Genomic DNA, 18,405 nt, shown 5'->3' with positions numbered 1-18,405 from the left:
GTCACACCTTGGCAACCTGGGGACGACCCAGGAGTCCTTGCGGGCGGAAGATCAGGATCAGCACCAGTAGCGAGAAGCTGAACACGTCCTTGTAATCGGTGTTGACCATGCCGGAGAACTGCGCCTCGGCAACGCCGAGAATCAGCCCGCCGAGCATCGCCCCGGGCAGCGAGCCGATGCCGCCCAGCACCGCGGCCGTGAACGCCTTGATGCCGATGATGAAGCCGGCATAGAAGTCGAACGTGCCATAGTTGAGGGTAATTAGCACACCCGCCAGCGCAGCCATCGAAGCGCCGATGACGAACACGTAGGAAATCACCCGGTCGGTATTGATGCCCAGGATCGAGGCCATCTTGCGGTCCTGCTGGGTGGCCCGGCACATGCGACCCAGACGGGTGCGATGGATGATCCAGGTCAGCACCGCCATGCCGACAAAGGCGGCGATAAGAATGAATACCTTGGTGTATGTGAGCTGCACGAAGCCCTCACCGATGTTCAGTTTCAGCGCTCCATCAAGCAAGGTCGGCACACCCTGCTGGCGGGCGCCCTGGCTGATCTGCACGTAGTTCTGCAGGATCAGCGACATGCCGATGGCACTGATCAGTGGCGCCAGGCGGGTTGAGTTGCGTAACGGCCGGTAGGCGATGCGCTCGATCACCCAGCCGTACACCCCGGTGATGAAGATGGTGAACAACAAGGTGCCTAGGATCAGCAGCGGGAACGACTCCAGCCCGAAGAACGTCAGCAGGGCCAGGGCGATGGCCGCCAGGTAGGCGCTGATCATGTACACCTCGCCGTGGGCGAAGTTGATCATGCCGATGATGCCGTACACCATGGTGTAGCCAATGGCGATCAAGCCATAGACCGACCCCAGCGTCAGGCCGTTGATCATTTGCTGCAGGAAAATGCCGTCCATGTCTGTATCTCTTCTAAACGGGCGGGGCCGTGACCCCTGCCCTCCGGATCTCGGACAGGTACTGCCGAACCCACGCCCGCCCTCCCGGCCGGCGTGGTGCTCGCCACATGACTGCGGCGGGCGATACGCATTCAGCAGTGCCCGGGAACATCCCGTTCATGCCAAGGCATGAACGGGGCGGGCGTTCTGCATCATTGCTGTTGTTGATACTTCCCTTGGTCGTCCCACTCGTAAACCACGTAGTCGGAGACCTTGAGATCGCCTTTCTGGTCGAACTCCTTCTTGCCCATCACCGTCTGCACCGGATTGGCGTGCAGCCATTCGGCGGCCTTGGCCGGGTCGTTCACCCCGGCGCCGTTGAAGGCTGCAGCGATCACCTGCAAAGTGGCGTAGGAATACAGCGTGTAGCCCTCCGGCTCAAAACCGCCGGCGCGGAACTTCTCGATTACCGCCTGGCCATCGGGAATTCGCCGCGGGTCAGCGCCAAAGGTCATTAACACTCCTTTGGTGTATTGCGGCCCGCCCGCAGTGGTGACCAGTTCGTCTGTAACAATGCCGTCGCCCGACAGGAATTTGGCGTTCAGCCCCTGCTCGCGCATCTGCCGCACCAAGGGTCCGGCTTCCGGGTGCAGGCCGCCGAAATACACCACTTCGGCGCCGGTAGAACGCAGCTTGGTCACCAGCGCGTTGAAGTCCTTCTCGCCCCGGGTCAGGCCCTCATAGAGCACCTCCTTAACGCCGCGCTTGGCCAGTTGCGCGCGGGTGGCATCGGCCAGACCCTGGCCGTAGGTGTCCTTGTCGTGGAGGATCGCCACCTTGCTGGCCTTCAGCGTGTCGACGATGTAATCGCCGGCGACGATGCCTTGCTGATCATCCCGTCCGCACATGCGAAACACAGCTGGCATGCCGCGCTCGGTGAATTGCGGGTTGGTCGAGCCCGGCGTCACCATGAGGATGCCGGCTTCGTCGTAGACCTCGGACGCCGGAATACTCGATGAAGAACAGAAATGGCCGACCACAGCGATAGCCTTGTCCTGGTCGACCAGCCGGTTGGCCACCGACACCGCCTGCTTGGGCTCACAGGCATCGTCGGCCTTGACCAGCCTGATCTTCTCGCCGTTGATGCCGCCTGCGGCATTGAGATCTTCTGCTGCCTGAGTCGCACCGCGCCAGTATTGCTCGCCAAACGAAGCATTGGCCCCGGTATGCGGACCGGCAACGCCGATAACCACGTCTGCTTGTGCGAACGAAGAAACACCCAGCGCGACGCTGATCGCGAGGGTCAGAAAGCCTTTTCTGTAAGTCTTCTGCGCCATGGATTGCTGCTCCTGAAGTGGAAGTGCTGTGTTGTAGTTGAGCAAGTGACGTGCAGTGATTCCTCGCGCGACCTGAAAAAAACGACTCCGACGCGCCCATCCCTTTCGCTCTTTCTTATTCGAATCAACCGCTTGCCTGATCTTCCGGCCACCCTGGACGTTTTGAGACAGGGGCTTGTCCGGCTTTTCACCCGCTTCTTCACGATAGACGGCAGGCGAAAAGCTGCACACACAGGCGCACAGTTTTTGCCCAATCCTGTAAAAATTCCGGACACTCCGCGTCTTCAGATCACGACGCGCAAGCATTGTCCGAGGTGGTAGAGAGTGAAGCCGCTTTCATACAGGCAACTGCGCACGCGTGGGGCGGACACCGCCGGCAGGGCGCTGAAGGGCAGCGGCAGCGCCTGGGGATCGCCGTGGAGCAGATACTCGGCGAAGGCCTTGCCGACCAGGCTGCCGGTGGTGATGCCGCGACCGTTGTAGCCCGTCACCGCCAGCAAACCGGGCGCGGGCTCGAACACGCGCAGCAGGTGTTCCGGTGTGAACGCAATGCGCCCACTCCAGGTGTACTGCCATTCGACCCGGCCCAGCCGGGGAAAGTAATGCCGCTGAATGCGTTCGGCCCAGCGACGCAGGAACCAGGCCGGCTTGTTGCTGCCATTGCCAAGGCTGCCGAGCAACAAGCGGCCTTCGGCATCGCGCCGAACGCTGCTGAGTACCTGGCGGGTGTCCCAGGCGCCTTCGCCGTTGGGTAGAATGGCGTCGGCCGACGTGCTGCTCAGTGGCTGCGAGGCGACCTGATAGTAATAGCCGGCGAAGAATTCCCGGCGCAGCGCGCACCAATCACCTTCGGTGTAGGCGTTCGAGGCGATGACAACCTGGGGCGCCAGTACCGCACCTTCAGCCGTGCGCACGCACCAGCCATCGCCTTGGCGCTGCAGCTCGATTACCGGCGACTCCTCGTATAACCCACCGCCCAGCCGCTGTACTGCATCGGCCAATCCGCGGGTGTAGGCCAGCGGATTGAGCGTTCCGGCACGGTGATCGAGCAGCGCCATGCTGATCCTCGACGTACCGCACAAGGCCTGGCAGTCAGCGCCGTGCAACAACTCCACGGGGGCGCCCCGCCGTCGCCATTGCCCATGGCGCGACTGCAGCTCCGCCGCGCCACCGGCATTATGGGCCATGTGCAGGGTGCCGGCGCGGCGTAGCTGGCAGTCGATGCCGTAGCGTTCGATCAATGCGAAGACCAACGCCGGCGCGGCGCCCAGCGCCTGGTTGAGACGTGCGCCGAGATCCATGCCGAGGCGCTCCTCGACGTCATCCGGGGCAATCCAGGTACCGGCATTGACCAGCCCGACATTGCGCCCCGAGCCGCCATGGCCGATGCGCTGCGCTTCCAACAGACACACCCGTTGCCCGCTCTCGAGCAGGTGCAACGCCGTGGACAGGCCGCTGATGCCGGCGCCGATCACGCAGACATCGGCACGCACCTCGCGTTGTAATACCGGCATGCGGGCACGCTCCGGCAACAGCTGATCCCACAGGCAGCGTTCGATCAGTGCCATGTGCAGCTCCCCTCAGTCGAAGACGATGCCTTGGGCCAGCGGCAGCTCGCGGGAATAATTCACTGTATTGGTTTGCCTGCGCATGTACGCTTTCCAGGCGTCCGAGCCGGATTCGCGGCCACCGCCGGTGTCTTTCTCGCCGCCAAAGGCGCCGCCGATTTCCGCACCACTGGGGCCAATGTTGATGTTGGCGATACCGCAGTCGCTGCCTGTGGCGGACATGAACGTCTCCGCCTCGCGCACATCGTTGCTGAACAAGCAGGAGGACAGTCCTTGGGACACGCCGTTGTTCAGCACTACGGCCTCGGCAAAGTGCCGGTAGCCGAGCACATAGAGAATTGGCGCAAAGGTTTCCCGACACACCACTGCGCTTTGCGCCGGCATCTCGACGATGGCCGGTGTCACGTACCAGGCCTCGGGAAATTCTTCAGCCAGACACCGCTCGCCGCCGAACACCACGCCGCCCTCATCGCGCGCCTGTCGCAAGGCGGCCTGCATGGCTTCGTAAGCAGCTTTGTCGATCAGCGGTCCCACCAGATTGCCGTGCAGCGGATGGCCGATGCGGATGGCCTTGTAGGCGGATTTAAGTCGGGCGATGACTTCCTCCCGCACAGTGTCGTGGACGATCAAGCGGCGCAACGAGGTGCAGCGCTGGCCGGCGGTGCCCACTGCGCTGAACAGGATGGCGCGCACCGCCAGGTCCAGGTCCGCCGATGGAGTGAGGATCATGGCGTTGTTACCACCCAATTCGAGAATGCTGCGCGCAAAGCGTGCCGCAACCCTGGGCGCCAGTTCGCGGCCCATGCGCGTGCTGCCAGTGGCGCTGACCAGCGCCACCCGTGGATCGTCGGCCAGCGCTTCGCCGACGGCGCGCCCGCCCAGACAGACCTGGCTGAGGTGCGCCGGCGCCTCGGGAAACTCCGCCTGCACGCGCTCGAACAGCGCCTGGCAGGCCAACGCGGTCAGCGGAGTTTTCTCCGACGGTTTCCACACCACCGGATTGCCGCACACCAGCGCCAGCGCGGTGTTCCACGCCCACACCGCCACTGGAAAATTGAAGGCGCTGATCACTGCCACCACGCCGAGCGGGTGCCAGGTTTCGCGCATGTGATGGCCGGGACGCTCGGAGGCGATGGTCAGTCCGTACAGCTGGCGCGACAGGCCGACGGCGAAGTCGCAGATATCGATCATCTCCTGCACTTCACCCAAGCCTTCCGCCTGGATCTTGCCGGTTTCCCAGCTCACCAGCTCTCCGAGCTCGGCCTTGTGCTGACGCAACACATCGCCAAAACGGCGCACCAGTTCACCACGGCGTGGCGCCGGAACCTGGCACCACGCCTGAAACGCCTCGGCGGCGCGGGCGACACTGGCAGCCACTTCGTCACGCTCGAGCAGCCGCACGCGGCCGATGCACTCCCCATTGATGGGGCTATGTACGGGATGATCGCCTTGTTGATACTCCGTTGACGAAACCCCGAGACCCTCAAGCACGCGACTGACCATATGCACTTCCCCTTATGCGGTGACCGTTATGCCCGGCTATCAGTAATAGCCGAACCCACAGCGAGCGTTGGAACAGATCCCCTGCACACGAAAAAGGCCGCGTCGAAACGCGGCCTCGGGGCACAAGCCGAATTGTCAGTCGACGAGAGTGACGGTCCCTTTCATCAGGGCCATATGGCCAGGGAACGAGCAGAAGAACATGTACTTCTCGTCAGCCTTGAGCTGGGCGACATCGAAGGTGACCGAGTCGCTCTCGCCGCCGCCAATCAGCTTGGTGTGGGCGAGGATGCGCGGGTCATCGGCTTTCACATAATCATTGGCCAGCCCAGCGGAAATCCCTTCGCTGGCCACCGGATTCATATCAGCCTCAGTGGTAAGCACCCAGTTATGACCCATGACGTTTTTCGCCATGGTGCCGGTATGCTTGAGGTTGACGGTAAAGTCGGTGCAGCTCTTGCTGATTTCGATGGCATTGGTGCTGTAGGTCATTTGGTCGGTGGAGTCGATATCCACCGAGCACTCAGCCGCCCACAGGGGCGCGCTAAATATGGACAGCAGGGATAAGACAGCGAGTTGACGGATCATGGAGCCTCCTGAGGGAAAGTGCGCAGACGCCACAGGGGTAGACTGCCGTGTCTCAGGCCGGTTCCGATCGGCCGTTCACACGCATCAAGGCAGGTTGTCAATCGACGCCATGCAGAGTTTCAACCAGCCTCGTCACCCCGCGAGGTTTAGCATGCGCGTGTGAAATCCATGTCAGGAGAGACGCCATGCCCTTCAATGAACTGCTAAAAAGCCTACTGGTCGCCTATGCCGAAGGCGCCTGCGGACGAGAGTGATCTCACCGATAGCTACGCAACGCGTCCCCCGCTACTCTGTGGTCGAATTTTCCACGGAGTGTCCCATGTCCCTGCGTTCCATTTGCGTGTTCTGCGGTGCCAGCACCGGCACCAACCCCATCTACCGTGAAGCGGCCGAACAGCTGGGCCGCGAGCTCGCTGCACGCGGCATTCGCCTGGTCTACGGCGGTGGCGCAGTCGGCCTGATGGGTGTGGTCGCCGACGCGGCGATGGCGGCCGGTGGCGAAGTGATCGGTATCATTCCCCAGAGCCTGCAGACCTCTGAAATCGGCCACAGCGGCTTGACCCGTCTGGAAGTGGTGGACGGCATGCACGCCCGCAAGGCGCGTATGGCCGAGCTGTCCGATGCCTTCATCGCCCTGCCCGGCGGGCTCGGCACACTGGAAGAGCTGTTCGAGGTGTGGACCTGGGGCCAGCTTGGTTACCACGCCAAGCCCCTGGGGCTGCTGGAAGTGAACGGCTTCTACGCCAAGCTCAGCGGTTTTCTGGATCATCTGGTGACCGAAGGCTTCGTGCGCCCGCCGCACCGTGCCATGTTGCAGCGCAGCGAATCGCCGGCCGCACTGCTGGAGCTGCTGGCCGCCTGGCAGCCCACCCAGCCGAAATGGCAGGACGAGCAACAGCCCAGCTGAACGTAACGGCAGAACGCAACTTTCCCAACCGTTGCGGGTCTGTCCGAAACGGGCGGCAGCCTCGCTGCCGCACTTCCTTTTCGATGACGCACCATGACCCGCTGGCAAGACTCCCTGAATCCCGCAGTCGAATGGGTCACCACCTTCCTGCGTCGTTACCCCGGGCTGGTGGCCTTGTTCGGCTTCGTGTCCGGGCTGGCCAGTTTCCTGCTGGTCGACCGCCAGGCCGGACTGGCCAAGGTGATCGCTGCAGTCATGCTGGTCAGCTGGATCTGGCTGGTGCTCGGCCACAGCCTGCGCGCCTGGCTGGAACGCCGCTTCGGCTTGCGCTTGCCACCGCCACTGCTGCACTACGCAACGCAGATGATCCACCAGGAAAGCCTGTTTTTCATCCTGCCGTTTTTTGCCATCACCACCACCTGGAACAGCGGCCAGGCGGTGTTCACCAGCCTGCTCGGCGCAGCCGCGCTGGTGTCGATCATCGACCCGCTGTACTACCGCCAATTGGCGCCCCGGCGTTGGGTCTACCTGGCGTTTCACAGCCTGACGCTGTTTGCGGTGCTGCTTACCGCCCTGCCGATCATCCTGCAATTGAGCACGCCACAAAGTTACCGCTGGGCGCTGGGGATTGCCCTGGTGCTGGCATTTCCCAGTCTCGCCGCGCTCTCGCCCGGCGGCTGGCGACGCTGGCTGATCGCCCCGTTGCTGCTCATCACTCTGGCTGGCGTGGGCTGGCTGGCTCGCCTGTGGGTGCCGCCCGCCACGCTGTGGCTGACCGAAGTCGCCATCAGCCAGCAGCTGCAGGAACGTACGCCCAGCCAGCGCCTGCGCCAGCTCAGTGTCGCCCAGCTGCAGGCAGACGGCCTGTACGCCTACACCGCGATCAACGCGCCGCGTGGGTTGGCCGAAGGTATCCAGCATATCTGGCGGCACAATGGCCGCGAGGTGGACCGCATCGCGCTGAACATCCAGGGCGGACGCCAGGCCGGCTACCGGGCATGGACCCACAAGCGCAACTTCCCCCCCGAGCCGCAGGGCAACTGGCAAGTGCAGGTAGTGACCGAAGCCGGTCAATTAATCGGTGTGCTGCGCTTCAACGTGGTGGATTAACGGCCCCGCTACCGAGCATCGCCGCAGCAGGCCGTCGGTGGACAAAGCACCTATGGTTTCCGTGCTTCTACCCATACGGAGACCGCATCATGTTCCGGATATTCATGCTGGCCTTGGTTCTGATCGGCGCCCCACCGGCTCTGGCCCACCATGGTTGGAGCAGCTACGACAGCGAACAACCACTGAGGCTGGAGACCGAGATTATCGAGGTGCATTACCGCAACCCTCACGCCGAACTGGTTATCGAACATGCAGGCCAGCAGTGGCGAGTGATTCTGGCGCCGATATCGCGCCTGAACACACGCGGCCTACCGGAATCGGACCTGCAAGTCGGCCAACAGATAATTCTGGAAGGCTATCCACGCAAGGATGGCAGCGCCGAATTGCGCGCCGAGCGAATCACTGTCAACGACCGAACCGTCGAGCTGCGCTGATGGAAGCGGCGCAGCTCGCCGCCGCACTGGAGGGCTCCGCGCTCGGTGTGATGATGCGCGAGTCGGACTGGCTCTACCCAGTCGTTAACCTGCTGCATCTGCTGGGTCTGGTCTTGCTGCTCGGCGCCATGCTTTTTCTGGATCTGCGCTTGCTCGGCCTGGCCCCCCGCGTGCCACTGGGCTTGCTCGCCCCCTGGCTGACCGGTTTCGCCGTGAGCGGCCTGCTGATACAGCTTGCCAGCGGCCTGGCCCTGTTCGCCGCCGACGCCATGGCATTGATCGGCAACCGGCTGTTGCAGATCAAGTTGCTCCTGGTGCTGTTCGGCATCGGCAATGCCGGGCTGTTTCGTTGGCGATTTTCGCGAGTTTTACCGGAATGGGAGATCGTGCCGCTGCCGGCCAGGATGCAGGCGGGCTTGTCGCTGTGCGCGTGGCTGTCGGTGATGGCAGCCGGGCGGCTACTCGCGTATTTCTAAGCCCCAAGATAGGCTCCGTATGGAAAGTTTTGCGCCCGGTGATGCTGCGTTTAAAGCATCTCTATCACCATGAAAACTGCGTTTTTTCTCCGGTCTGTGCCTTGCCTGACCTTCGCTCGATGACTCTCCGTACAGACCTTGTCGTTTCATTGCATTGAGTAAAAAAACACCACTCTGGGCTACACCAGTAGCCATGCTGTTCCCAGCACTCTTTCACCTGCTTGCCCACAGAGTTATACACAGCATCTGGGGAAAAGCGGACCCGCTGCCAAGAGCGCCACACGCACCGAAGTGACTGTTTTTAGGTGCATTTGCAATAAACAAGGCCATCAGGGCCACTAGCGCAGATCCCACAACCCTCGCAATTCGTGAAGTTATTCACAGACATGCAAACTCAGTCGTTATGGCCATTGCTGCGCATAAAAAGTGGCAGCGGGGATGCGAGCGTGCGCCTCACTTAGCTCTTCGAGAGTAGAGGTTGTGCACGGCGGCGCTGCGGCCCGAGGTCGGGCCTGATATCAGTGAGGAATAGCGGCCCGTCGCGAAGGAGGGGCGCAGTGGGCCGGAACACTGGGTGCAACCTCAGCGCGGCGCCACCGGGCGCTGAGGTTTGCCGCCCTTGCCAGCTTTGCCGGCAGCGGGCTTTACCGATTGGCTACGCTCGGCCTTCTTGCGGGCTTCGGCAGCGGCCTTGGCCTGCTCGCGCTTGTCCCACGGATTGCCGTCCTGGCTGCGCGGTGGCAAACCGGTGTGCTGGGTGAGCAGCGGTCTGGTCTGGCGATTGCCGGCCACCTTCTTGCTGCCGGCCGGCGTGGAGTTCTTGCGCCGTGCGCTCTGGTACTCCTCGCCCGCCGGCTGGTGCACCGGAATAAGCTGGTGCTTGCCGCTGCCGATCAGGTCGGCGCGCCCCATGCGCTTGAGCGCCTCGCGCAGCATTGGCCAGCCCTTCGGGTCGTGGTAGCGCAGGAATGCCTTGTGCAGGCGACGCTGATCCTCGCTCTTGACGATGATCACCCCTTCGCTCTTGTAAGTGACCTTACGCAGCGGGTTTTTGCCGGTGTGGTACATCGCCGTGGCACTGGCCATTGGCGAGGGATAAAACGCCTGCACCTGATCGGCGCGAAAGCCGTTGGCCTTGAGCCACAGGGCCAGGTTCATCATGTCTTCGTCGGTGGTGCCCGGGTGCGCGGCGATGAAGTACGGAATCAGGTACTGCTCCTTGCCCGCTTCCTTGGAGTACTTCTCGAACATCCGCTTGAACTTGTCGTAGTTGCCGATGCCCGGCTTCATCATCTTGTCCAGCGGGCCTTGCTCGGTGTGCTCCGGGGCAATCTTCAGGTAACCGCCAACGTGGTGGGTCACCAGTTCCTTGACGTATTCGGGCGATTCCACCGCGAGGTCGTAACGCAGACCCGAGGCGATGAGGATCTTCTTCACCCCTGGCAGTGCGCGGGCCTTGCGATACAGCTCGATCAGCGAACTGTGATCGGTGTTGAGGTTCTCGCAGATCCCGGGGTAGACGCACGACGGCTTGCGGCAGTGTTTCTCGATCTCGTAGCTCTTGCACGCCATGCGATACATGTTGGCAGTCGGCCCGCCCAGGTCGGAGACCACGCCGGTAAAGCCCGGCATGCCGCGCATCGCCTCGATCTCGTTGAGGATCGATTCGTGGGAACGGTTCTGCATGATGCGCCCCTCATGCTCGGTGATCGAGCAGAAGGTGCAGCCGCCAAAACAGCCACGCATGATGTTCACCGAGAAGCGAATCATCTCGTAGGCGGGCACCTTGGCGCCGCCGTACGCCGGGTGTGGCACGCGCGCATAGGGCGCGGCGAACACGTAGTCCATTTCCTCGGTGGTCAGCGGAATCGGCGGTGGGTTCAGCCAGATGTCCTGGCCGTCGTGCTTCTGCACCAGCGCACGGGCGTTACCCGGATTGGTCTCCAGGTGCAGCACACGGTTGGCGTGGGCATACAGCACCGGATCGTTGCGTACCTTCTCGAAGGATGGCAGGCGAATCACCGTACGGTCGCGCTCCAGTTTGGGGTGCGGCAACAGCTCGACGACCTTGGCCTCGTTGGGATCCTCGGGGGCCTGCTTGCCGTTTTCCAGCGCGCAGGCTTCCAGTTCCTGGGTGTTCACGTAAGGGTTGATGATCTGGTCAATCTTGCCTGGCCGGTCGACGCGGGTCGAATCGATCTCGAACCAGCCCTCAGGCGCATCCTTGCGGATAAACGCGGTGCCGCGCACATTGGTGATGGTCTCGATCTTCTCGCCATAGGCCAGGCGCTGCGCGACTTCGACAATCGCGCGCTCGGCATTGCCGTACAGCAGGATGTCGGCGGTAGCGTCCATCAGGATTGAACGACGCACCTTGTCCGACCAATAGTCGTAATGGGCGATGCGGCGCAGCGACGCCTCGATGCCACCGAGAATGACCGGCACATGGCTGTACGCTTCCTTGCAGCGCTGGCTGTAGACCAGGCTGGCGCGGTCCGGGCGACTGCCAGCAAGGCCACCGGCGGTGTAGGCATCGTCGGAGCGCATTTTGCGGTCGGCGGTGTAGCGGTTGATCATCGAGTCCATGTTGCCGGCGGCGATGCCATAGAACAGGTTGGGCTCGCCCAGCTTCATGAAGTCGTCTTTGCTGCGCCAGTCCGGCTGGGCAATGATGCCGACGCGATAGCCTTGAGCTTCCAGCAGACGGCCAATGATCGCCATGCCGAACGACGGATGGTCGACGTAGGCGTCTCCAGTAACAATGATCACATCACAGCTGTCCCAGCCGAGCTGATCCATCTCTTCCCGGCTCATTGGCAGGAAGGGTGCAGGACCGAAACACTCGGCCCAGTACTTGGGATAGTCGAACAGGGGTTTGACAGCGGTCATGGCGGAGAACCAGCAGGTTATGCAAAAAGGGCGCGGAATATAGCACAAAACATGGCCAAATCCGACGCTTCAGGTCGGATTTGGCGGCTCCTCCCGCCTCAACACTCGAAGGCGAGCACGCTGCTTGCTTACCCTCTCCCGGAGGGCGCGGCGTTAATGATAACGACGTGGCACGCGGGCGGTGACCCGGGTCAGCAACTCGTAGCCAATGGTGCCGCAGGCGCTGGCCAGCTCGTCGACCGACACATTCGCGCCCCACAACTCCACCTCATCGCCGATCCGCGCCTCGGGCACGTCGGTCAAATCAATGGCCAGCATGTCCATCGACACGCGACCGGCCAGCGGCACGCGGTGACCGCGCACCAGCACTGGCGTGCCGGACGGCGCTTGGCGCGGATAGCCGTCGGCATAGCCACAGCATACGGTGCCGATACGCGAGGGCCGTTCTGCCACCCAGCTAGCGCCGTAGCCGACGCTATCGCCAACGGGCACTTCGTGCACGGCGATAATTTTCGCAGTCAGGGTCATGACCGGTTTCAGCCCCAACTCTGCAGCGGAGCGCTCGGCGAATGGCGAGGCGCCGTACAGCATGATGCCCGGCCGTATCCAGTCCATGTGCGCAGGCGCCAGGCTGAGGACCGCTGCTGAATTGGCCAGGGCGCGATGATCAAAAGCCACATCCTGCAAACCCAGGCACACCTCCAGCTGCTCTCCGGTCAATGCGTGCTGATGCTCGTCGGCGCAGGCGAAGTGGCTGATCAGGTTGACCTCAGCGACCTGGGGGGCGCCGCGTAGACGTTCGGCCCAATGGCGGACCTGGGCTTCCTCGAAGCCCAGGCGATGCATGCCGCTGTCCAGCTTCAGCCAGACATTCACCGGTCGCGCCAGCCGGGCCGACAGCAACCGCTCGGCCTGCTCGACACCCTGCACCGCGACATCAAGCCCCAGTTCGGCGGCACTCTGATCATCCTCAGCATCGAAGCAGCCTTCGAGCAGTAGAATCCGTGCCGCCGGCGCCTGCTCGCGCACCACCCTCGCCTCCTCCACGCTGCACACGGCGAAGCCATCCGCGTCATCACGCAGGGCTGCAACCACCGCCGCAGCGCCATGGCCGTAGGCATTGGCCTTGACCACGGCAAAGGCCCGCCGTCCCGGCGCGCAGCGCTTGGCCAAGGCATAGTTGTGACGAATGGCGGCCAGATCGACCGAGGCAATGAGAGGACGCATGGCAAACCCTGTAAAGCGATAACGGATGGCGCAAGCTTACGCTGCAAGCTGCAAGCTGCAAGCTGCAAGCTGCAAGCTGCAAGCTGCAAGCGTGTGGGTTGTCGCGGAGCGGGCGTCAAGCTTTTACTTATGGCTTATGGCTTGAGGCTGCCCTTAATCGTCATCAAATTGATAACTGCCGGGGGCGAGGTTCTCGAAGCGCGAGTACTTGCCCATGAAAGCCAGGCGCGTGGTGCCAATGGGGCCGTTACGCTGTTTGCCGATGATGATTTCGGCAACGCCCTTGTACTCGGTTTCGGGGTGATACACCTCGTCGCGGTAGACGAACATGATGATGTCGGCGTCCTGCTCGATGGCGCCGGATTCACGTAAGTCGGAGTTCACCGGACGCTTGTTCGGGCGCTGTTCCAGCGAGCGGTTGAGCTGTGACAGGGCCACCACCGGGCAGTTGAATTCCTTGGCCAGGGCCTTGAGCGAACGGGAGATTTCCGAAATTTCGTTGACCCGGTTGTCGCCACTGGAGCCCGGAATTCGCATCAGCTGCAGGTAGTCGACCATGATCATGCCGATCTCGCCGTGCTCGCGGGCCAGGCGGCGGCTGCGCGCACGCATTTCCGAGGGCGAGATGCCGGCGGTGTCGTCGATAAACAGCTTGCGGTCGTTGAGCAGGTTGACTGCCGACGTCAGGCGAGGCCAGTCATCGTCGTCCAGCTTGCCGGTACGCACCTTGGTCTGGTCGATGCGGCCCAGCGAGGCAAGCATACGAATCACCAGGGAGTCGGCGGGCATTTCCAGCGAATAGACGAGAATAGCCTTGTCGCTGCGCAGCAGAGCATTTTCCACCATGTTCATGGCGAAGGTGGTCTTACCCATCGACGGACGCCCGGCGACGATCACCAGGTCGGCTGGCTGCAGGCCGCTGGTTTGCGCATCGAGGTCGGTAAAGCCGGTGGTGATGCCCGTGATCGCATCTGGGCTGTTGAACAGCGTGTCGATGCGGTCAATCGCCTTGGTGAGGATCTCGTTGACACCGATCGGGCCGCCGGTCTTGGGCCGCGCCTCGGCGATCTGGAAAATCAGCCGCTCAGCTTCGTCGAGGATTTCCTCGCCGGTGCGGCCTTGCGGTGCATAGGCACTGTCGGCGATCTCGCTGCTGATGCTGATCAGCTTGCGCAGCGTGGCACGCTCACGAATGATCCCGGCATAGGCCTTGATGTTGGCCACCGAGGGGGTGTTCTTGGCCAGCTCGCCAATGTAGGCCAGTCCGCCCACTTGGGTAAGGTGCCCTTCGTTTTCCAATTGCTCGGACAAGGTCACCACGTCGAACGGCTGGTTGCGCTCAGCCAGGGTGTGGATGGCACGGAAGATCAGGCGATGGTCGTGGCGGTAGAAATCGCCATCGGACACCTGATCAAGCACGCGCTCCCAGGCGTCGTTGTCCAGCATCAGACCACCCAGCACAGCCTGCTCGGCCTCAATGGAATGGGGCGGCACCTTGAGTGCGGCGGTTTCCAGGTCGTACTGCTGCGGGGCACTAATGTCGTTCATGGCTCTCGGAATTTTTTAACGTCAGAAAAAACAAAGGGCACGTTCCGCTTGCGCGAAACGTGCCCGATGTTACGCGTCCGGCACCCAAGGCGCCAAACGCAATCGTCGGCTTAGCCGCCGATTACGACCAGACGGACCGAAGCTTCGACGTCGGTGTGCAGGTGCACAGCCACGTCGTATTCGCCGGTCTGACGGATGGTGCCGTTCGGCAGGCGGACTTCAGCCTTGGCCACTTCAACGCCGGAGGCGGTCAGGGCGTCAGCGATGTCGGCGGTGCCGATGGAGCCGAACAGTTTGCCTTCATCGCCCGCGGTTGCGGTGATGGTGACTTCCAGTTCGTTCAGCTGGGCAGCGCGAGCTTCGGCCGAAGCCTTCTTCTCGGCAGCCAGTTTTTCCAGCTCGGCGCGACGGGCTTCGAACGTGGCAACGTTCTCGGCGGTCGCCGCGGTAGCCTTGCCTTGCGGCAGCAGGTAGTTACGGCCGTAACCGGAACGTACATTCACCTTGTCGCCCAGGTTGCCCAAGTTGGCGATTTTTTCCAGCAGGATGACTTCCATTTGAGTCTTACCTCTTAACTTTTTTCACCGTTCGCAGGTCCCGCACCGTTGTTACGGGACGGGCGACCGCGAAAATCAAACAGGCTGTCGACAATGGCCAAGACCACCAGCAACGGATAGATAAACTGCATGAACAGCACCAGCGTGACATACAGACCGACCAGCCAGAAACGCCCTAGGCGCCCCTTGGCCACCAGTCCGTGCATCAGCGCCACTCCGGCAAACACCAGCGGCACACTGCACAGCGGTGCCAGCATGGCCATCGGCGCGCCCAGGCTCGGCCCAAGCAGCATCACGGCCATCAGCGGCAACGCCAGTACCGGCGGCAGACGCACCGCGCGGAACTCACTGGCAAAGCCACCGGGGTTGTACAGCGCCGCCTGCCAGTAACGCCCGAGCAACAGGCACAGCAGGGTGACGATCTGCAGCAACGCCGCCATCAGGCCGGTCAATACCGGCATCATCAGGCTGTGCAAGCTGGCCTGTTCCTCTGCGGACATCTGCTGGTAAATCCCCTCGAGCATCTGCGGCATGAGCTTCTGCAGCTCCGCCACCATGGCCTCGATCGGCGCGCCGAACAGCGTGCTGAGGACAACCGCAAATATCAGGCCCAGCGGCACACTGGCCAGCAACACCCGCGTCCAGGAGACTCGGACGCGCAGAACCAACGCCAGGCTCAGCGTGCCGGCCAACACCAACAGGGTGCGCGGCTCGCCGAACCACCACCAGCCTATGGCCGGCAGCAAGGCCCAGACAATGATCCCCAGGGCATCATTCAGCCCGCGACGCATCAGTATCAGACTGGCCGCGGCGGCACTCAGCCAGAACAGCATCGGCACCATCGCCGCACCCGCCACCACAAAGATGGCCTGTGCGCGACCGCGCATGATGAAGTCAGCCAGAGCGCGCATGCGTTCTATCCCTTACGTTTGTCGACAAACCCGATTTCAGCGGCCGTGGCCGTCGGTGTAGGGCAGCAGGGCCAGGTAGCGGGCGCGCTTGATAGCGGTGGCCAACTGACGCTGGTACTTGGCTTTGGTGCCGGTGATACGGCTCGGTACGATCTTGCCGGTTTCGGAGATGTACGCCTTCAGGGTGTTGAGATCCTTGAAGTCGATCTCTTTCACGCCTTCGGCGGTGAAACGGCAGAACTTACGACGACGGAAGAAACGTGCCATAAAAGTGGCTCCTCAATAGATCCGAAAATTACTCGTCAGCGTTGTCGCTGTTATCGCTGCTATCACTGTCGTCGCCTTCGGCGCCATCAGTGGACTCAGGGCGATCACGACGCTCACGGCGCTCGCTGCGGTTTTCTTCAGCCTTGAGCATTTCGGACTGTTCGGTGACGGCTTCGTCGCGACGGATGATCAGGTTGCGGATCACGGCATCGTTGTAACGGAAGCTGTCTTCCAGTTCGGCCAGGGCTTTGCCGCTGCATTCCACGTTGAGCAGAATGTAGTGAGCCTTATGCACATCATCGATGGCGTAAGCCAGCTGACGACGGCCCCAGTCTTCCAGGCGGTGAATCTTGCCGCCGTCTTCTTCGATGAGCTTGGTGTAGCGCTCGACCATGCCGCCGACCTGCTCACTCTGGTCCGGGTGAACCAGGAAGATAATTTCGTAATGACGCATAAATGCTCCTTACGGGTTGTAGCCTGCCGCCAGGGCGGTCAGGCAAGGAGTGAATGTCTGTTTTGGTCTTGCCGCGACGACGACAGGCGAGGCCTGCCCTTGCGACAAGGGGCGCCATTCTAGAGAAGGGGCATCGGGGGCGCAAGGCGAACTGGCGATTATTTAGCCAGCTCATCAAGCAGTGCGGACAGCTGTGCCAGGTCGTAGGGCTTGGGCAACAGACGCGCCATCCCCAGGCCCTCGCGGGTAAGGTCAAGCGCATGTCCGGAGGCCAGCACCAGGTGCATGCCCGAGTATTCGTCACGCACTTGGCGCGCCAGCTCAAGCCCTGAGCGCCCTCCCAACCCCACGTCGCTAAGCAGTACCTGGAAGGCGTTCGCACGCAGCAACTGCTCGGCGGCCTCGGCCGATTCGCAGGCGTGGGCATGATGACCCAGCGCCTCGATGGCCTCGCACGCCAGCAGACGCAAGGTCGAATCGTCTTCAACCAGCAAGACATGCAGCACCGCAGGCCCTGCCCCCATTAGCGCGAAATGGTCCTGCTGCCACGCTGGCGTACCGCCTCGAAGAGGCAGACGCCGGTGGCCACGGACACGTTCAGGCTGCTGACGCTGCCAGCCATCGGCAACTTGACCAGAAAATCGCAGTGCTCGCGGGTCAGCCGTCGCATGCCTTTGCCTTCCGCACCCATGACCAGCACTGTGGGGCCGGTCATGTCCTGCTGATACAACTCCTGTTCAGCCTCGCCAGCGGTGCCAACGATCCACAGACCTTTTTGCTGCAGCTTTTCCAGCGTGCGCGCCAAGTTGGTCACCGCCACCAGCGGAATCACTTCGGCAGCGCCGCAGGCGACCTTGCGTACCGTGGCATTGAGTGTCGCCGACTTGTCCTTGGGCACGATCACTGCGTGCGCACCCGCCGCATCGGCGGTGCGCAAGCAGGCGCCCAGGTTGTGCGGATCGGTGACGCCATCCAGCACCAGCAACAAGGCCGGCCCTTCGGCACGGTCAAGCAATTCGTCGAGCATGTTTTCGCCCCACACTTGGCTCGGGCTGACATCAGCCACGACGCCCTGATGGACGCCTTCGGCCCACTCGTCGAGTTCGCGCCGGTCACGCGTACCAACGCTGACCCGCGCCTCGCGCGCCAATTCGACCAGCGCCTGGACACGCGGATCCTGTCGACCCTCTGCCAACCACAGTTGCTTGACCCGCTTGGGGTGATGGCGCAACAACGCCTCCACCGCATGCACACCGTATATCTTTTCCAGATCGCTCATGGTTATTGCGCCTCAGGCTTATGCGGACCTGCCCCCTCGCCTTTGGGCGCCTTGGGCTTGGCCGGCCCCTTGCGATGCTTACTGGCCGCTTTTTTTACCAGGCTGGCCTTGGCGGACTTTTGTTTCCCCTCGCCCTCGGCAGACGTGCGTGGGCGCTTGGCTTCTTTTTCCAGCGTTGCTTTCGTTTCGCGGCTTTTGCTCGCGCCGGGATTGCCCAGTTGCTCCACCTCGGCAATTTCCAGCTCCGTTGCCGACAAGGCCTGCACCTTGCCCACCTTGCGTCGAGTCAGCAGCGCCGGTTTTTCCTTGGCCGGCTTGCGGGCCAGAAAATCCGAGTCCAGCGTCACGGTGTCCTTGGCTGCTGTACGCTTGCCGCGCCCGCCAGCACTCAACAGCGCCGGTTTCTCCACCTGACTGACAACGCCAGGGATCGCCTTGCGCTTGCGTGGCAGCACTTC

Annotated in this window: 18 protein-coding genes; 4 read left to right on the top strand and 14 right to left on the bottom strand. The window is 62.4% G+C overall.

All coding sequences use genetic code 11. The annotated features are described in order from the left end of the window. Position 1: 1 nt before the first annotated feature. The 5 genes from ACTV8E_RS16775 to azu form a co-directional block, all read right to left on the bottom strand. Positions 2–916 carry an ABC transporter permease subunit gene (locus ACTV8E_RS16775; RefSeq protein WP_251837479.1) on the bottom strand — a complete coding sequence of 305 codons (915 nt, stop codon included), beginning with the start codon at positions 914–916 and terminating at the stop codon, positions 2–4. A gap of 191 nt (positions 917–1,107) precedes the next feature. Further along, positions 1,108–2,232, bottom strand: a complete 1,125-nt coding sequence (locus ACTV8E_RS16770) for a branched-chain amino acid ABC transporter substrate-binding protein (RefSeq protein WP_443200253.1) — start codon at positions 2,230–2,232, stop codon at positions 1,108–1,110. Between the two features lie 284 nt (positions 2,233–2,516). After that, the gene (amaA, locus tag ACTV8E_RS16765; RefSeq protein WP_443200243.1) at positions 2,517–3,800 is read right to left on the bottom strand and encodes an L-pipecolate oxidase; all 1,284 of its coding nucleotides are present in this window, start codon (positions 3,798–3,800) and stop codon (positions 2,517–2,519) included. A gap of 12 nt (positions 3,801–3,812) precedes the next feature. Next, positions 3,813–5,303, bottom strand: coding sequence for an L-piperidine-6-carboxylate dehydrogenase (gene amaB, locus ACTV8E_RS16760; protein ID WP_443200242.1), 1,491 nt, complete (start codon positions 5,301–5,303; stop codon positions 3,813–3,815). Positions 5,304–5,438: 135 nt separating this feature from the next. After that, positions 5,439–5,888, bottom strand: a complete 450-nt coding sequence (gene azu / locus ACTV8E_RS16755; RefSeq protein ID WP_251837476.1) for an azurin — start codon at positions 5,886–5,888, stop codon at positions 5,439–5,441. Between the two features lie 319 nt (positions 5,889–6,207). On the opposite strand from azu, the gene ACTV8E_RS16750 reads away from it, so the two are divergent. The 4 genes from ACTV8E_RS16750 to ACTV8E_RS16735 all read left to right on the top strand — a co-directional run bounded on the left by ACTV8E_RS16750 (position 6,208) and on the right by ACTV8E_RS16735 (position 8,815). Next, positions 6,208–6,795, top strand: coding sequence for an LOG family protein (locus tag ACTV8E_RS16750; RefSeq protein ID WP_273535615.1), 588 nt, complete (start codon positions 6,208–6,210; stop codon positions 6,793–6,795). Positions 6,796–6,888: 93 nt separating this feature from the next. Further along, complete coding sequence (locus tag ACTV8E_RS16745) at positions 6,889–7,905, top strand: DUF5924 family protein (RefSeq protein WP_273535614.1); 1,017 nt, start codon at positions 6,889–6,891, stop codon at positions 7,903–7,905. Positions 7,906–7,994: 89 nt separating this feature from the next. Continuing rightward, on the top strand, positions 7,995–8,339 hold the full coding sequence (locus ACTV8E_RS16740) for a DUF6152 family protein (RefSeq protein WP_251837473.1): 345 nt from the start codon (positions 7,995–7,997) through the stop codon (positions 8,337–8,339). After that, entirely contained in the window at positions 8,339–8,815 is a 477-nt protein-coding gene (locus ACTV8E_RS16735; RefSeq protein ID WP_273535613.1) for a DUF6644 family protein, read from the top strand. The genes ACTV8E_RS16740 and ACTV8E_RS16735 overlap by 1 nt, the downstream gene beginning before the upstream one ends. A 582-nt stretch (positions 8,816–9,397) precedes the next feature. Here the strand turns inward: ACTV8E_RS16735 and ACTV8E_RS16730 are convergent. From ACTV8E_RS16730 to rlmB, 9 genes are all read right to left on the bottom strand, one after another. Then, a complete protein-coding gene (locus ACTV8E_RS16730; protein ID WP_443200241.1) occupies positions 9,398–11,704 on the bottom strand; it encodes a YgiQ family radical SAM protein in 2,307 nt (768 codons plus the stop codon). 153 nt (positions 11,705–11,857) lie between these two features. Further along, entirely contained in the window at positions 11,858–12,931 is a 1,074-nt protein-coding gene (gene alr / locus ACTV8E_RS16725) for an alanine racemase (RefSeq protein WP_443200240.1), read from the bottom strand. 153 nt (positions 12,932–13,084) lie between these two features. After that, positions 13,085–14,479 (bottom strand): replicative DNA helicase, encoded by a 1,395-nt coding sequence (gene dnaB / locus ACTV8E_RS16720; protein WP_443200239.1) that lies wholly within the window; start codon positions 14,477–14,479, stop codon positions 13,085–13,087. 110 nt (positions 14,480–14,589) lie between these two features. Next, the gene (gene rplI, locus ACTV8E_RS16715; protein WP_251837468.1) at positions 14,590–15,036 is read right to left on the bottom strand and encodes a 50S ribosomal protein L9; all 447 of its coding nucleotides are present in this window, start codon (positions 15,034–15,036) and stop codon (positions 14,590–14,592) included. Positions 15,037–15,050: 14 nt separating this feature from the next. Then, positions 15,051–15,947, bottom strand: a complete 897-nt coding sequence (locus ACTV8E_RS16710; RefSeq protein ID WP_443200238.1) for a hypothetical protein — start codon at positions 15,945–15,947, stop codon at positions 15,051–15,053. A gap of 36 nt (positions 15,948–15,983) precedes the next feature. Further along, positions 15,984–16,214 carry a 30S ribosomal protein S18 gene (gene rpsR, locus ACTV8E_RS16705; protein ID WP_251837466.1) on the bottom strand — a complete coding sequence of 77 codons (231 nt, stop codon included), beginning with the start codon at positions 16,212–16,214 and terminating at the stop codon, positions 15,984–15,986. Between the two features lie 28 nt (positions 16,215–16,242). Then, positions 16,243–16,668, bottom strand: a complete 426-nt coding sequence (gene rpsF, locus ACTV8E_RS16700) for a 30S ribosomal protein S6 (RefSeq protein ID WP_251837465.1) — start codon at positions 16,666–16,668, stop codon at positions 16,243–16,245. A 158-nt stretch (positions 16,669–16,826) separates the two neighbouring features. Further along, positions 16,827–17,174: a response regulator gene (locus ACTV8E_RS16695; protein ID WP_443200237.1), complete on the bottom strand. Its 348-nt coding sequence runs from the start codon at positions 17,172–17,174 to the stop codon at positions 16,827–16,829. A gap of 17 nt (positions 17,175–17,191) precedes the next feature. After that, the gene (rlmB, locus tag ACTV8E_RS16690) at positions 17,192–17,947 is read right to left on the bottom strand and encodes a 23S rRNA (guanosine(2251)-2'-O)-methyltransferase RlmB (protein WP_273534782.1); all 756 of its coding nucleotides are present in this window, start codon (positions 17,945–17,947) and stop codon (positions 17,192–17,194) included. Positions 17,948–18,405 lie beyond the last annotated feature (458 nt).

Origin of the sequence: Pseudomonas sp. B392_1p, assembly GCF_052245235.1 — a bacterium.
Taxonomy (GTDB): Bacteria; Pseudomonadota; Gammaproteobacteria; order Pseudomonadales; family Pseudomonadaceae; genus Serpens; species Serpens gallinarum.
Note: the sequence above shows the minus strand (reverse complement) of the source record. Positions and strands in the feature narration are given on the sequence as shown.

Coding starts and splice junctions, on each gene's coding strand:
- azu (WP_251837476.1), bottom strand. CDS start 5,888: ATGATCCGTCAACTCGCTGTCTTATCCCTGCTGTCCATATTTAGCGCG.
- rplI (WP_251837468.1), bottom strand. CDS start 15,036: ATGGAAGTCATCCTGCTGGAAAAAATCGCCAACTTGGGCAACCTGGGC.
- ACTV8E_RS16770 (WP_443200253.1), bottom strand. CDS start 2,232: ATGGCGCAGAAGACTTACAGAAAAGGCTTTCTGACCCTCGCGATCAGC.
- dnaB (WP_443200239.1), bottom strand. CDS start 14,479: ATGAACGACATTAGTGCCCCGCAGCAGTACGACCTGGAAACCGCCGCA.
- amaB (WP_443200242.1), bottom strand. CDS start 5,303: ATGGTCAGTCGCGTGCTTGAGGGTCTCGGGGTTTCGTCAACGGAGTAT.
- ACTV8E_RS16735 (WP_273535613.1), top strand. CDS start 8,339: ATGGAAGCGGCGCAGCTCGCCGCCGCACTGGAGGGCTCCGCGCTCGGT.
- rpsR (WP_251837466.1), bottom strand. CDS start 16,214: ATGGCACGTTTCTTCCGTCGTCGTAAGTTCTGCCGTTTCACCGCCGAA.
- ACTV8E_RS16740 (WP_251837473.1), top strand. CDS start 7,995: ATGTTCCGGATATTCATGCTGGCCTTGGTTCTGATCGGCGCCCCACCG.
- ACTV8E_RS16775 (WP_251837479.1), bottom strand. CDS start 916: ATGGACGGCATTTTCCTGCAGCAAATGATCAACGGCCTGACGCTGGGG.
- ACTV8E_RS16730 (WP_443200241.1), bottom strand. CDS start 11,704: ATGACCGCTGTCAAACCCCTGTTCGACTATCCCAAGTACTGGGCCGAG.
- ACTV8E_RS16750 (WP_273535615.1), top strand. CDS start 6,208: ATGTCCCTGCGTTCCATTTGCGTGTTCTGCGGTGCCAGCACCGGCACC.
- ACTV8E_RS16710 (WP_443200238.1), bottom strand. CDS start 15,947: ATGCGCGCTCTGGCTGACTTCATCATGCGCGGTCGCGCACAGGCCATC.
- rpsF (WP_251837465.1), bottom strand. CDS start 16,668: ATGCGTCATTACGAAATTATCTTCCTGGTTCACCCGGACCAGAGTGAG.
- ACTV8E_RS16745 (WP_273535614.1), top strand. CDS start 6,889: ATGACCCGCTGGCAAGACTCCCTGAATCCCGCAGTCGAATGGGTCACC.
- alr (WP_443200240.1), bottom strand. CDS start 12,931: ATGCGTCCTCTCATTGCCTCGGTCGATCTGGCCGCCATTCGTCACAAC.
- rlmB (WP_273534782.1), bottom strand. CDS start 17,947: ATGAGCGATCTGGAAAAGATATACGGTGTGCATGCGGTGGAGGCGTTG.
- amaA (WP_443200243.1), bottom strand. CDS start 3,800: ATGGCACTGATCGAACGCTGCCTGTGGGATCAGCTGTTGCCGGAGCGT.